Here is a 14,528-nt window from a genome sequence, read left to right as displayed (position 1 = left end):
GGCGGCAACACGTCGTTGCATGCGCAAGCATGCTGCAACAATCGATGCAATAATGGCATCTTTATCGCGCGTCGTTGCCATGCCGTCTGCTATCTACGCCTTCATCGCACCGCTGATCGTGGCTTGCGCGTTGTTCATGGAGAGCGTAGATGCCAACATCATCGTCACGGCGCTGCCCGCGATGGCGCGCGACTTCGGGCAGAATCCGGTCACGCTGAACATCGCCATCACGAGCTACGTCGTCGGCCTCGGCGTGTTCATCCCGATCTGCGGCTGGCTCGCCGACCGCTTCGGCGCGCGCACCGTGTTCCGCACCGCGATCGGCATCTTCGTCGCGGGCTCGCTGCTGTGCGCGGCGTCGAACAGTCTTGAGCTCTTCACGTTCGCGCGCTTCGTGCAAGGCGTCGGCGGCGCGATGATGGTGCCCGTCGGCCGCATCATCATCTTCCGCGCGGTGCCGCGCTCGGAGCTCGTTCGTGCGATGAACTACCTGAGCGTGCCCGCGCTCTTCGGCCCGGCCGCCGGGCCGCTCCTCGGCGGCTTCATCACGACGTACCTGCACTGGCGGCTGATCTTCTTCATCAACGTGCCGATCGGCATCCTCGGCATCTATCTCGCGAACAAGCACATCGCGAACACGCACGAGCCGGATCCCGGTCCGCTCGACTGGTTCGGCTTCATTCTTTCCGCCGCAGGCGCCGCGCTGCTGCTGATGGGTCTCACGCTGCTCGACGGCGCGCTCACGTCGCGCGGCACCGCGCTCGCGATGGGCGTGACGGGCACGGCGCTCATCGGCATGTACGTGCTGTACGCGCGGCGCGTCGAGCGGCCGGTCCTCGATCTGAGATTCCTGCGCATTCCTACGTATCACGCGAGCGTCGTCGGCGGCTCGCTGTTCCGGATCGGCCTCGGCGCGGTGCCGTTCCTGCTGCCGCTCGCGCTGCAGGAAGGGCTCGGGATGAGCGCATTCCATTCCGGCGCGATCACGTGCGCGTCGGCCGTCGGCGGCGCGCTCACGCGGATGCTCGCGCCGGGCACGCTCAAGCGTTTCGGCTTTCGCACCGTGCTGATGTACAACGCGGCGTTCGCCGGGCTCGCGATCGCCGCGTACGGCGCGTTCCATCCGGGGATGTCGGTGCTCGCGATCTGGCTCATCGTGCTCGTCGGCGGCATCTTCCCCGCGCTGCAGTTCACGAGCCTCAATTCGATGATCTACGCGGAGATCTCCGCGCGCGACGCGGGCCGCGCAACGAGTCTCGGCAGCGTCGTCCAGCAGATGTCGCTCGGCCTCGGCGTGACGGTCGCGGGGCTCGTGCTGCACGTATCGCATTGGGCGCAAGGGCATCCGACGATGGTCTGGTCGGACTTCTGGCCGGCCTTCGTCGTCGTCGGGCTGTGCTCGTTCGCGTCGATCCCAATCACGCGGCGGCTGCAGCCGAACGCAGGCGACGAGGTCGCGCGCGGCAAGCGCAGTTGAAGCGGCCGAGCGCGCGGGGAATCGGTGCTGAAGGTAGTGGATGTACTGAAGGAATGCGCACGCCGCCGTTCGAAATTGGGACGCCGAAATTTCTTCGCCCCGAAAAAAATCGGCGGACATCCACTCGGGGCCGGCTGAAAGCCGCATGGATGTCCGCTTGAACTGCTCCGGCCGTCTCGACGGGGGTGAGACGTCCGGACTCGCTCCCTGCGTGCCATTGAGATATCGTGCGTCGGAAGCAGAGTGCTTATGTCGATGAGACTATAAGGAAACTTCCGAAAGACTTCTGTCAACGATTGTCAGACGCCCGCGTGGCAATGCTTCACCGCGCACGACGCGCCGCGCGGAATCGCGCTAAAGTGGCGCATCCGCTTCCGTCTGCTCATTCGCGCCGCTCGTGACCGCCCCACTTTCGATCGCCTCCGCCCGCGCGCTGCACCTCTCCGCGCAGGGCCTGCTGACTCCGCCTCGCCGCAAGGCCGTCAAGGCCGATGTGCTCGCCGCCATCCGCCGGATGGCGCAACTGCAGATCGACACGATCCACGTCGTCGCGCGCAGCCCGTATCTCGTGCTGTTCAGCCGGCTCGGTCCGTATGCGCCGCAATGGCTCGACGAGCATCTCGCCGACGCGAAACTGTTCGAATACTGGTCGCACGAGGCGTGCTTCCTGCCGATCGAGGATTTCGGCTTGATGCGTCACAAGATGCTCAACCCGATCGGAATGGGCTGGAAATATGCAGCCGAATGGCATGCGAAGCATCGCAAGGAAATCGACGCGCTGCTCGCGCACGTCCGAGCGAGCGGCCCCGTGCGCTCCGCCGATTTCACGCGCAGCGCCGGCAAGGGCAACGGCTGGTGGGACTGGAAGCCCGAGAAGCGGCACCTCGAAGTGCTGTTCTCGACCGGGCATCTGATGGTCGCCGAGCGGCGCAACTTCCAGCGCGTCTACGACGTCGCCGAGCGCGTGCTGCCGGATTGGGACGACGCACGCGACCTGCCGCCGCGCGAAACGGTGCTGCCGCGCCTCGTCGACAACACCTGCCGCGCGCTCGGCATCGTTCGCCCAGACTGGATCGCCGATTATTACCGGCTGCCGAAGCGCTCGTATCGCGACGAATTGCATGCGCTCGCGGACGCGGGCCAGCTGCTGCCGGTCGCGGTCGACGGCTGGAAGGAAAACGCGTTCGTGCATCGCGAGCTCGCGCCGCTCGTCGACGCCGCACGCGACGGTGCGCTGCGCTCGACGGTCACGACGCTGCTGTCGCCGTTCGATCCTGTCGTCTGGGACCGGCGGCGCGCATCGGCGCTGTTCGGCTTCGATTACACGATCGAGTGCTACACGCCCGCGCACAAGCGCCGCTACGGCTACTTCTGCCTGCCGATCCTGCATCGCGGGCGGCTCGTCGGCCGCGTCGACGCGAAGGCGCATCGCGCGCAACGCGTGTTCGAGCTGAAGGCTGTGCACATCGAGCCAGGGGTGCGGCTCGGCGCGGGACTCGCGGTCGACGTCGGCCGCGCAGTGCGCAAGCTTGCCGATTGGCACGAGACGCCCGTCGTCGAGGTCGGCAGCGCGCCGAAGGAGATTGCGCGGGCGATCGGTGCGGATTGATGTCCGGGGCCGGAAAGCCGATCACGAGCGGGCGGCGCGCCGCGACGAGCATCGCGGCTTCAGGATAGAACGCCGAAGCGCGAAGATCGTTGTCCCGCGCACGTTGATCGCGCCGGCCAAGAATAGGCCGACGCAATCAAAGAAGCAGCCGCGACGCGCTCAGACGAGCGTCGCCGATTCGCCGGCGCGCGCGTGTCCGCCGGTGCGCGCCGCGCGCGTCAGTCACTCAGCTTGCGAAAACGCGGCGTGCCGTCGGCGAGCGTTGCGTTGAACATCGCTTCGGGACGCACCCAGAGGCTGCGCGCCTTCGGCCACAATTGTTCGTAGACGACGAGGGACTCCTCCGTCTCCGAATGTCGCGCGACGCCGATCACGCGATACAGCCCGCCCTTGTAATGGCGATGCGTCGCGATTCGTTCGGCTTCCTGCTCGGTCATAGTGCGCTCCATGAAAATCGATGAGCGCGTATTGTATGCGCGGCGCGCCGGGCGCGGCGGCGGGCGGCCGAGCTCAGCGCGCGCCCGGCTGCGGCTGCGGCTACGCGTAGACGTCGGGCCGATGCAGCTCCATCCAGCGATCTGGATGCGCGGGCGTCGTGAAGCCGACCGGGCGATACAGCGCGTGCGCGTCGGTCGTGACGAGCGCCACGCGGCGCTGCCCGCGCACCGCGTCCTGCGCGAACACATGATCGATCAGCGCGCGGCCGTAGCCTTTGCCGCGATGTTCGCTCAGCACGAACACGTCGCAGAGATACGCGAACGTTGCCTGATCGGTGACGAGGCGCGCGAAGCCGACGAGCCGTCCGTCGAGATACGCGCCGAAGCAGAGTGACCCGGCGATCGCCCGCTCGACCACATCGCGCGGAATACCCTTCGACCAATGCGCTTCGTCGCGCAGGAATGCGTAGATCGCGTCGATGTCGAGCTCGGCCTTGTCGGTCGAGAAACGCAGGGCGGGGATCGGAGAAATGGGCACGGCGGAACTCCGGGAGACGAAACGCATGCGGGAGCCTATAACGATAGCGCGAAGTATCGTCCGTCAACAAGGGGCGACGATGCGATGCGTTTGGCGCGGTGCGTGCGCGGCGTCGGGCAATTCAACTCGTTTGCAGCGCGGCGCTTCACGCCCTGCGCGCGCAGGGCCGTATGCCTCTCCCGCTCCGCGTGTCGCGCCGACCGTCACGCACACAACTTGCGGCTTGCGGCTTGCCGTTCGCCGTTCGCCGTTCGCCGTTCGCCGTTCGCGGGCTAGCGTACCTTCTCCAATTAATAGCGACGTGAACCTTGCGCCCCACCCCACACCGCCGCACCCGCTCGCGCCGCGTCTTTCCGCCGCCGCCCGATCCCCCGCCCCGCGCATTCGGTCCATACGGCTCCCGCAACCGACGCCGTGACGCAACATCACGGCGTCCATCGATACATCAGCAGCTTCGCGCGCGCATCGTCCTCGACGAGCACGACGTACTCGCCGCCCGGACGCAGGAACGCGCTGATCCCGAGAGTGACATCGACCCAGCCGCTCGTACCGCCGACGTCGGCGCCCGGCGTCATGTAGCCGACGAGCGCGCCGGTGCGCGCGTCGTAGACGTCGATCTTCGCGGTGTACAGTTCTACGACGAACATGTAATTGCCCGCGACCGCAAAGCCGACCGTCGCGCGCTGCGGATTCGCGCTCATATCCCACGGCAGCATGATCGCGTAGCGCAGCTCGGGCGCGCCCGAGCGCCAGTTGTCGTAGCGGGCGAGCACACGCCCCTGCTCCTTCCAGTGCGCCGGATCGTACGGCAGCGCCGGCGTGAAGCCCGCGACGTACATCGTGTCGCTGTCCGGTTGGTACGACACGCGCGCGATCCGGTCGAACGGCGCCGGCATCGCGAACATCTGCGCGCTCGCATAGTCGTAGATCGGGTTGCCGTGAGCGTCGAAGCCCTGGAACGGCAACCGGCGAATGCCGCTCACGAGCGAGCCGAGCCACACGTCGCCCGCCGAATCGACCCACCAGAAACCGTTCTGCATCGTGTCGCCGCTCGACGGATTCGCGACGATCTCGCTCGCGTCGACCTTGCCGTCGCCGTTCGTGTCGCGCCACATCCATTCGCCGTACGCCGGCTGGCCGACGGGCCAGGCGCCGGGAATCGGATTCTGCGACAGCAGGCCGGCCGGAATCGCGATCTGCCCTTGCGTCGCCGTATCGAAGCGATAGATGCTCAGATAGTGGGAATACATGTCGATCGCATACAGCAGCCGGCGGCCGCCGACTCGCCGCAGCATCGGCTCGCCGCGCACGCCCTTCGGCAGATGGAACGCAGGATCGTCAGGATAGCCGAAGCGATCGAGCGTGAACGCCGCGTAGCGCCAGTCTTGGCCGGGCGGCTTCGTGTAGTCGATCGCGAAGCGCTTCGAGCCGGTGAACACCTGGCTCGGCTCGTCGGGATCGATCGAGCCGCCGTCGACAAACAGGAGTCCGTAGAGTCGCCAGTTCAGCGCCTGGCTCGCATAGGCGTAGCTCTCGAGCACCGCGCCTTCGCCAGTCAGCATCGAACCCGGCGCGCGCGGTCCGAAGCCGTTCTGCGATACGTACAGGTTGCCGCCGCGATCGAAGCCGATGCCCGTCGGTCCGTTGAAGCGCCAGTCGCCGGGCGTGCCCTTGACGGCGTGGAAGATTCCCGAGCGCGTGCCGAGGATGCTCGACAGCACCGGCACGCCGGCCGGCTTCGCATAGACATAGATCTGCTGCGAAGGACCGCTGTCGGCGATCAGCAACTGCCCCGACGGCGAGATCGCGAGATCGGCAGGCAGCACGCCCTGCGGCAGCGCGACCAGCGACGGCAGCGCCCCGCCCGACGCCGTGTAATGCGTGATCGCGCGCGCCGCCGCCGTGGTATAGCCTTCGATCACCCACAGCGAGCCGTCTGCGTCGACGGCGATGCGGCCCGGCTGATTCGCCCGCCAACTACGCAGCTGGCGCATCGTGTTCGCGTCGTAGACGACGATCAGGTTCGAAGCGGTGTTCGCGACGTATAGTTCCTTGTCAGTCGCCGCGATGCCGCGCACGCTGCCGTCGACGCCCGTCGGCGACACGTTCACGCGCAAGAAGCTGTTCTTCGTCGGATTCCAGCTGTTGCCGATGCCGCTCGCGAACGGCGCACCGATCTCGATGCTCGCGAGCGGACGGCGCGTGGCGCCATACCATGTCTGCCCCTTCGGCGGATAGTCGGCGCCGACGAGCAAGCCGTTTTCGTTGCTAATCGACATCGCCGCATACAGATAGGTGCCGTTGACCGCGATCGCGTCGCCGCCCTTGTCGCCCCAGCCGTGGGTCCATCCGGCCACCGCGACGCGATCGCCGCCGCGGTACGCGCTGACCTCCGCGCCGCTCTCGTCCCACGGCGCGTTCGCGTAAACGGTGCCGTCGGCCGCGACCGCGATCGCCTCGATATCTTGCTGCACCCATTTGCCGTCGCCGAAGCCGAACGTGTTGCCGATCCACGACGTCGTGTAAGTGAGCGGGGTCTGCGCGCTTGCGTCCGCCGGCCGGAGCAGCAGCGGCCCTACGGTTAGCATCGCTAACAGTGCGCTCAGCATGCGGGTCGATTTCATGCGTCGCTCCTTCGCTCTGTGGGGGGCAGCTTCGAACGCAAACGTAGCCGCTTGAGATGCGGTTGGAGAGAATTAAAAAAAAGAAAATAAATGGATATTTTAAAGAGACGCATTTTGCCTCCGAAGCATTTATCGGCGGCGACTTCCAATACTTTAGCCTCGATTGTTCAAGCTTTCGATTCGACAGCTCGACCATTCGGCGCTCGGCCTTGCGCCATCCGGCCGCTTGACTGCGATCGCTCGTTATCGATCATTCGATTGGCGGACACGAATCTCTCAATAATTATATTTCGCGCCATGCAAATGGGAATCACCCGGCTTTCCGATGTTCAGCGCTTTGCCATTCGGCCGTCATATATCGGGATTCGATCGTGCCGGTTCGTGATGCGGCGATGCGGCGGTGCACCCATCCGCAATCGATCGTCGATCCGCGGCATCGCCGCGGCTGCATCGGGCGGGCCGCGGCGACGCCGCGGTCACGCCAACGGCCGCACGCCGATCAGCCAGCCGTGCAGCACGAGCATGAACAGCGCCCACGCGACGAGGCCCACGCCGATCGCGGCGCCGTCGCGCGCAAGCGACCCGGCCGGATAGCGAATACCATCGCGCCGATCGCGCGCACGCGACACGATGAAGTCGACGAGCGCCCACACGAAGAACGCGACGAACAGCAGCTCCGCATGCAGCGTTCCGTTCGCGAGCAGATGCGCGATCGCCCACACCATCACGCCCGCGAGCATCGGATGGCCGACGAGCGCCTTGATCCGCGTGCCCGGCACGTAGGCGGCCGCGAGCAGCACGAACGCGATCGCCGTCAGGAGCCCCGTCAGATGCCGGACGCCGATCGGCGGAGACCACAGCGCCGCCGTGTCCGCGCGCGCGAGCCCGTAGCCCCAGACGATCAGCACGAAGCCGACTACCGACGCGAGCGCATACATGCCCTTCCAGCGCTTCTCGCCGAGACTCGCGATCTGCGCGGCACGCCAATCGCCCGCGGCCATCCGAATCGAATGCGTACCCAGGAAGATCAACAAACCGAGAATCAGGACGAGCATGAGCATGTCTCCAGGTGGGGAAATCTTGTTGTCGGCCGGATCGGCATACGATGCTGCCCTGCATCGTACACCTCGCGTCGAGCGCATCGGCTGCGCCAGCGTTTATCTTTTCCGCGATGCGAGTACCGCTTGCTTCGTGATTCTTCGTGACTGCGCGCACGTTCGGCGACACGCTTGCACGGCACGCGCGTCGATGCAATCGGGCGATGCGCTTGCAACGGGATGCATGTGCAATCATGCATCCCGCCGCGCCCGCACCGGCATCGACACGCGCGCCTCTCCGTGTCGCCGAAGCAAACACGCACCCATTCCTCTCAGACCGCGCGCTCACGCCGAAGCGCGGCGCGCGGCGACCGAAGCCTGTGGCACGCGGTGACGCGCAATCACACCGTCGTCTTTGCCTCTGCCTTCCGCTTCGCCGACACGCCATCGCACACACCGTACACCATTGCGAATGCCGACGCGCGCCGCCCGGCTGCGGCACGCCGCCGCGCTACTTCCGCTTCGCGCGGCGCGCGCCCGCGCGGACAGCCGCGCGATACGCGTCGCGGCACCAGTCTCGCAACGTGCCGACGTCTTCGAGCACGTCGGCGGGCGTCTCGTAATAGCCGCCGACGACGACCGTCCGCGTGCGCCCCGGATATGAGAACGGCTGCATGCCGGCGCGCTCGAACGCCGCGCGATTGTCGTCGTCGACGCGCAGGAACAGCGAGCCTTCGTGAACGAATCCGAACAGCACACCGTCAAGCCTAAGCGACGCGCCGCTGAAGAAGCGCGCGACGCCGATCGGCCCGAAACCCGCAAGCTGCTCGGCCAGTTCGTCCGCGCGCAGCTTCTCCGTTTTCCAGTTCATCGGATGCCGCCTCGCCGCGCCGCGCGCGAGCACACGTCCGCGGCCGCGTCCGGGCCGCCGCAGGCATGCGGCAACGCGGCCGTCATCGAAAGAGACATTCGAATCGGCAAGCGCATCAACGCGCGGCGGCGATCACGTCGGCCACCGCGGCCGTCAGCTTCTTCGCGTACGGCACGTGCAGGAACTCGTTCGGCCCGTGCGCGTTCGACTTCGGGCCGAGCACCCCGCACACCATGAATTGCGCGGCCGGGAAACCTTCCTGCAGCACGTTCATCAACGGGATCGTGCCGCCCAGGCCCATGTATGCGCAGTCGGCGCCGAAGTGCCGGCGCGACGCATCGTCGAGCGCCGCGCCGAGCCACGGCGCGACGTCCGGCGCGTTCCAGCCGGTCGCCGCGCCCGCATCCGGCTTGAACGTGACCTTCGCGTTGTACGGCGGATCGAGTTCGAGCAGCGCCTTCAATTGATGGACCGCCTGCGCGGCGTCGACGAGCGGCGGCAGCCGCAGCGACAGCTTGAACGCGGTGCACGGCCGCAGCACGTTGCCCGCGCTCTCGAGCGCGGGCAACCCTTGCGCGCCCGTGACGGACAGCGACGGCCGCCACGTCGAATTGAGAAGCGCCTCGCGCGGATCGGTCGTCGTCGGCAGCACCGGCTTGCCGTCCTGCCCGCACGCCCACGGCAGCCCCTTCCACACGGTGTCGCCGAGAATCGACGCGGCCGCGTCCGTCTCGCGCAAACGGCGCGCCGGCACGTCGCAGTGGAACGACGACGGCAGCAGATTGCCGGTCGCCGCGTCCTCGAGCCGCTCGAAGAGCTGCCGCATCACGCGGAAGCTCGATGGCGCGATCCCGCCGTACACGCCCGAATGCACGCCCTCCTCGAGCACCTCGACCTGCAAGTCGCCCGACACGAGTCCGCGCAGCGACGTCGTGAGCCACAGCTGATCGTAATTGCCCGCACCCGAATCGAGGCACACGACGAGGCTCACGTCGCCGAGCCGCGCTTGCAGCGCGTCGACGTACGGCAGCAGGTCGTAGCTGCCCGATTCCTCGCAGGTCTCGATGAGGCCGACGCAGCGCGGCCGCCCGATGCCCTGCGCGTCGAGCGCGCCGAGCGCCGCGAGGCTCGCGTAGATCGCATAGCCGTCGTCCGCGCCGCCGCGGCCGTACAGCTTGCCGCCCTCGAACTTCGGCGTCCACGGGCCGAGGTCGGCGCGCCAGCCGTCGAATTCGGGCTGTTTGTCGAGATGGCCGTACAGCAGGATCGTGTCGGTGCTGTCCGAGCGCGTTGCAGGCGTCTCGAAGAAGATCACCGGCGTGCGGCCGGCGAGCCGCACGATCTCGACCTTCAGGCCCTTGACCGGCTGCCGCTCGGCCCATTGCGCGGCATCGACGACGACGCGTTCGAGATAGCCGTGCTTCGCCCAGTCGGGGTCGAACGCGGGGCTTTTCGCGGGCACCGCGATGTAGTCGGTCAGCGCATGCAGGATCTCGTCGTTCCATTTGCGTTCGATGAAATCGGCGAGGCGGTCGTGGGCGATGGCGGGAGCCGTGGCGATGGTCATGGCGCTGAACAGGCGAGCTGTCTGACGGAAGTGGAGTGGCGATGATAGCGCCGATGCGGGCGGTTACGCACGCGTCGCAAAGGCGATGCGCGTTGTGCGATGCAACTCGATGCATCGTTTCTCCGCGCCGGTCGAGGGACCGGTCACGCGTGTGAAAGCGAGATCGACATCGAGGTCGAATCGAACCGCCGTCCGGCGCGTTTCTCGATGTCGATCGCATGGCGGCATCGCACGACGAATGCCTCGACTCGACTTGCGTCGCTCGATCGCCGCCGCGCCGAATCGTGCCAAGCCGGCCGCCGTCGCGGCGGCGCCTTCTCGACCGCCGAGCCGCTCGCGTGCCGGCGTTCGCTAACGCGCATCGAAGCCGCGGCGATACGCGGCCGGACTCGTCGCCGCGATGCGCCTGAAGTGCCGGCGCAGCGACTCCTCCGAGCCGAATCCCGCAAGCGCGGCGACGCGCGCGACGGGCAGCGCGGGATCGCGCTCGATCATCTCCTTCGCGAGCCCGACCCGCTCGCGGATCAGCCACTCGTAAGGTCCGAGCCCCGTCGCATCCCGGAACTGCCGCTGCAGCGTGCGCGGGCTCATCGCCGCGCGCGCGGCGAGCGCCGCGAGCGTGTGCGGCTGTGCAGCATGCGCGCGCATCCAGTCGATCAGTTTCGCGAGCCGGTCGCCGCCGACGCTCGGCATCGGCCGCGGCACGAACTGCGCCTGGCCGCCGTCGCGATGCGGCGGCAGCACGAGCCGCTGCGCGACGCGATTCGCGATCGCACTGCCGTGATCGCGACGCACGAGATGCATCAGCATGTCGAGACCCGCCGCCGAGCCCGCTGACGTGACGATCTGCCCTTCATCGACGTAAAGCGCATCGGGATTCACGCGCAGCGACGGATAGCGCGCCTGCAGGCGCTCCGCGTAGCGCCAGTGCGTCGTGACGGTCGCGCCGTCGAGCACGCCCGCCGCGGCAAGCACGAACACGCCCGAGCAGATCGAGCAGAGCCGCGCGCCGCGCCGGTGGGCCGCGCGGATTTTCCTCAACAGCGGCTCGGGCGGCGTCTCGTCCGGATCACGCCAGCCGGGAATCACGATCGTGTCCGCGCGATCCATCAGCGCGAGCCGATACGGCGCCTCGACCCGGATGCCGCCCGCCGCGCGCACGGGCCCCGGCTCGCTCGCGCAGACCGCGAAGCGATACCAGTCGACGCCGAGCTCGGGCCGCGGCAGCGCGAACAGTTCAACGACGCAGCCGAATTCGAAAGTGCAGAGGCGATCGTACGCAAGCGCGACGACGAGATGATCATGCATGGCGCGATGTTACCGGAAGTTGTCGATCGCGCCACTGTCACGCCGCGCGTGCAATCCGGATACTGAGCGCTCGTTTGCAACCGCACCATCCGACACGAGGAGAACCGGGCATGTCCCACGTCACCGAAATCCCCGCCGCCGACAGCACTGCCGCCGTCGCGCACTTCGCCGCATCGCTCGGCTTCGAGACCGATTGCTGGGACGTCCACGACGCGCTCGCGTCCGGCGCGCCCGATTTCGTGCTGCTCGACGTGCGCAGCCCCGAGCGATACGCGGCCGGACACGTGCCCGGCGCGCTCAATCTGCCGCATCGAAAGATCATTGAAAGCAAGCTGTCCGATTTTGCGCGAGACATGTGCCTCGTCGTTTACTGCGCGGGTCCGCACTGCAACGGTGCGGCGCGCGCGGCGCTCAGGCTCGCGCGCCTCGGGCGGCCGGTGAAGTTGATGGTCGGCGGCGTGACGGGCTGGCTCGACGAAGGATTCGCGCTCGCGCACGGCAACGGCGCGTAACGCAGCGTAAGGCGCGGATCGATCGGTTACGAAACCGCAACAATTAGTTGTCAGCACAACAACCGAAAAAGCGCGACAATCAGTGCTATCACACGTGCGGCGTCAAGTCGCATCGCAGCACGAATGGAGAAACATCATGCAGATGGAAATCCTGATCCAGGTTGTCGGCTCGGTCGTCGCGATCGCGCTCTACTTTCTTCCGGCGATCATCGCTGATCGCCGCCGTCGTCGCGACAAGCTCACGATCGCGCTGTTCAACGCGCTGTTCGGGTGGACGGGAATCGGCTGGCTGCTGACGCTCTACTGGGTGCTGCAGCCGGACGCGGCCGTCGATTTCGCCGGCGACGTGCGGCTCAAGCGCCGCGCGCTCAGCATGAAAACGTTCTCGACAGGTCTCGTCGAACGTGTGCAGCGGCGAATCGCCGCGCAGGAACGGTGGGCGGAGAAGCAAGGCACTCGTTGAACCCGCGCGCGCTCGCAGCGCTTCCCGTGCGCTCCCATGCCGTGCCGATCGACAGGAACGGCACCGCAATCCACCCACGAAAACGGCCATGCCGCGCGTCCGTTCGGGCCGCGGTGCATCGATCGGCGGTCACGCATCCGCCGCCTTCCTGACAAATGCTCGACGCCCTGGCGCGATCGCTCCCGACTCACGCCTGCATGCCGCCGCGCACCGAGAGCGAGCGCATCCGCGCAAGCCCCGCAGAAATCGTCCGCGGCTCGAGCACAACGGCCTCGTTCGGGAACATCTCCTGGCGAAACTCGCCATGCTCGTCGAACCATTGGCAGATCACCCACTCGCCCGTGTCGAACACGACCGGGCCGGCATACGTCACTGTCATGCGTGGGCCGCCCGTTTTGAGCGTCACGACGTCGCCAATCCGAAATGAAGTGGTATGCGTATCACGGTAAGTCGTCATGGTGGCCTTTTCTCTGAAATAATTTATTTATTCATTTTTCCGGATCTTCGATCCGGCTATTTCTTCATCTCCCGGAGATTATCAATCGATGGAATAACCGGCAAGCCGCCATTAAAATTTTTCTCGACTCGGGTTAATAAGTCGCAGCATCGTTACGGCCCTTTGGCCGCCCCGACGGCGTGTCGGCACGGCCTCCGAAGCGGCGGTCGGCGCAGCTCCATTTGCTGCGCACCATTCGCCACCGCTCTAAATCGGCGCACCGATGCGTGGAAACGTTTCCAATTGTGGCGCGAATTGATTTTCAAATTCGTCGTGAGAAATTGGCGGCGTCTGAATATTGCCGGATGAAAGACTTTCGCAGTCCGCGCGGGTGCGGCGCCGCGTTCAGACGACGTACGCGCCCTTCGCGTGCAGCTCCGCCTCGGCCTGCTCGAGCGACGCGATCGCGTCGCCGCCCTCGAGCGCGAGCAATTGCGCGACGAGCGCCTCCACCAGCGCGTGCGCGGCGACGAGCGACGGGAAGAACGACGGGCTGTCGTGCGCAAAGATCAGCTGCGCGTCGGCATGCAGCGCGATCGGCGATACTGCGCTGTCGGTGATCGCGACGATCTTGCCGCCGTGCGCACGCGCCGCCTGCGCAACGCGCGTCGCTTCGGCCGAATACGGCGCGAAGCTGACGACGACGGTCACGCTGTTCTTCGCGATCGTCCGCAGTTCCATGTCGAGCGAGCCCGCGACACCCGTCAGCAGCGACACGGTCGGCCGAAACAGCCGGTAGCCATAGACGAATCCGAACGCGACCGGATAGCACGAGCGAAAGCCCGCGACGTGCACATGCGCCGCCTTGCGGATCAGCTTCGCCGCATCGGCGAGCGCCTGCGCGTTCTGCACGGCGGTCGCTTCGAGGTTGTGCTGCTGCGCGGCGAGCAGATCGGCCGCGAGCGACGCCTTCGCATTCGGCTTCACGAGCGAGCGGGCGCGCTGCGTGAGCGGTTGCGGCCGCGTGCGCACGCGCGCGACGAACAGATCGCGCAGCTCGTTCCAGCCCGGAAAACCGAACAGCTGCGCGAGCCGCACGAGCGACGCCGGCTGCACGTTCGCACGCAGCGCGACCTTGCGCATCGACGACACGGCCACCTCGTCGGGATGATCGAGCAGGAACGCCGCGCCCACCTGGAATTGCGGGCTCAGCTCGGAAAATTGCGCCCGAATCAGGGACGCGAGTTCGTCGAAATCGGCGGGCATCGTGATCGCGGAAAAAGTCGATCGGACATGGTATCACCCGCCCTGCGCGCGCGACGGACGCGAATGCCGCATGACGCAGGCGGCAAAGGCGTTTGCTGCAACGTGTCGGGTGATGCACGGATGCTCGGATGCGTGGACCTGGGGATGCGTGGACGAGCCAATCGATCATGCCGGGAAAGCCGGCGGCTCGATCGCCAGCCGCCCCGACTCGATCCCGTCGATCCCGTCGATCCCGTCGATCCCTTCAATCCCTTCAATCCCTTCAATCCTCCGATCCTTCGATCCGCGATCCGTCGACCCATCGACCCATCGACCCCGCCCGCCGTTGTCCCTTGTCCCGTAGATCGCTCGAGCGTCCGATCGCCCGACGACACACGTCCGGC

At 66.8% G+C, this 14,528-nt stretch carries 13 protein-coding genes; 4 read left to right on the top strand and 9 right to left on the bottom strand.

The features are described 5' to 3' along the window. Positions 1 to 79 precede the first annotated feature (79 nt). Positions 80 to 1,477: an MFS transporter gene (locus WS70_RS22425; RefSeq protein WP_059469612.1), complete on the top strand. Its 1,398-nt coding sequence runs from the start codon at positions 80 to 82 to the stop codon at positions 1,475 to 1,477. A gap of 397 nt (positions 1,478 to 1,874) precedes the next feature. Further along, positions 1,875 to 3,086: a winged helix-turn-helix domain-containing protein gene (locus tag WS70_RS22420; RefSeq protein ID WP_059597885.1), complete on the top strand. Its 1,212-nt coding sequence runs from the start codon at positions 1,875 to 1,877 to the stop codon at positions 3,084 to 3,086. 218 nt (positions 3,087 to 3,304) lie between these two features. Here WS70_RS22420 and WS70_RS22415 read toward each other — a convergent pair whose 3' ends face one another. From WS70_RS22415 to ftrA, 7 genes are all read right to left on the bottom strand, one after another. Next, positions 3,305 to 3,523, bottom strand: a complete 219-nt coding sequence (locus tag WS70_RS22415; RefSeq protein ID WP_059597884.1) for a DUF1653 domain-containing protein — start codon at positions 3,521 to 3,523, stop codon at positions 3,305 to 3,307. Between the two features lie 100 nt (positions 3,524 to 3,623). Then, entirely contained in the window at positions 3,624 to 4,088 is a 465-nt protein-coding gene (locus WS70_RS22410; RefSeq protein ID WP_059597883.1) for a GNAT family N-acetyltransferase, read from the bottom strand. A 398-nt stretch (positions 4,089 to 4,486) separates the two neighbouring features. Further along, entirely contained in the window at positions 4,487 to 6,670 is a 2,184-nt protein-coding gene (locus tag WS70_RS22405; RefSeq protein WP_418230171.1) for a hypothetical protein, read from the bottom strand. Between the two features lie 491 nt (positions 6,671 to 7,161). After that, positions 7,162 to 7,740, bottom strand: a complete 579-nt coding sequence (locus tag WS70_RS22400; protein ID WP_059469715.1) for an NnrU family protein — start codon at positions 7,738 to 7,740, stop codon at positions 7,162 to 7,164. A gap of 493 nt (positions 7,741 to 8,233) precedes the next feature. Next, entirely contained in the window at positions 8,234 to 8,593 is a 360-nt protein-coding gene (locus tag WS70_RS22395; RefSeq protein ID WP_059469714.1) for a TfoX/Sxy family protein, read from the bottom strand. A 115-nt stretch (positions 8,594 to 8,708) separates the two neighbouring features. Then, a complete protein-coding gene (locus WS70_RS22390) occupies positions 8,709 to 10,160 on the bottom strand; it encodes a M20 family metallopeptidase (protein WP_059469607.1) in 1,452 nt (483 codons plus the stop codon). A 351-nt stretch (positions 10,161 to 10,511) separates the two neighbouring features. Continuing rightward, a complete protein-coding gene (gene ftrA, locus WS70_RS22380; protein ID WP_059469605.1) occupies positions 10,512 to 11,468 on the bottom strand; it encodes a transcriptional regulator FtrA in 957 nt (318 codons plus the stop codon). 110 nt (positions 11,469 to 11,578) lie between these two features. On the opposite strand from ftrA, the gene WS70_RS22375 reads away from it, so the two are divergent. Both WS70_RS22375 and WS70_RS22370 read left to right on the top strand, forming a co-directional pair. Further along, positions 11,579 to 11,980 carry a rhodanese-like domain-containing protein gene (locus tag WS70_RS22375; RefSeq protein WP_059597881.1) on the top strand — a complete coding sequence of 134 codons (402 nt, stop codon included), beginning with the start codon at positions 11,579 to 11,581 and terminating at the stop codon, positions 11,978 to 11,980. Positions 11,981 to 12,116: 136 nt separating this feature from the next. After that, positions 12,117 to 12,443, top strand: a complete 327-nt coding sequence (locus WS70_RS22370; protein ID WP_059469603.1) for a superinfection immunity protein — start codon at positions 12,117 to 12,119, stop codon at positions 12,441 to 12,443. Positions 12,444 to 12,630: 187 nt separating this feature from the next. Here the strand turns inward: WS70_RS22370 and WS70_RS22365 are convergent, their stop codons facing one another. Next, a complete protein-coding gene (locus WS70_RS22365; protein ID WP_059469602.1) occupies positions 12,631 to 12,900 on the bottom strand; it encodes a YodC family protein in 270 nt (89 codons plus the stop codon). A gap of 384 nt (positions 12,901 to 13,284) precedes the next feature. Continuing rightward, complete coding sequence (locus WS70_RS22355; protein ID WP_059469601.1) at positions 13,285 to 14,145, bottom strand: MurR/RpiR family transcriptional regulator; 861 nt, start codon at positions 14,143 to 14,145, stop codon at positions 13,285 to 13,287. Between the last annotated feature and the right edge of the window lie 383 nt (positions 14,146 to 14,528).

The sequence above is a fragment of the Burkholderia mayonis genome (assembly GCF_001523745.2).
Taxonomy (GTDB): domain Bacteria; phylum Pseudomonadota; class Gammaproteobacteria; order Burkholderiales; family Burkholderiaceae; genus Burkholderia; species Burkholderia mayonis.
This window is presented reverse-complemented; position numbering and strand designations above follow the sequence as displayed.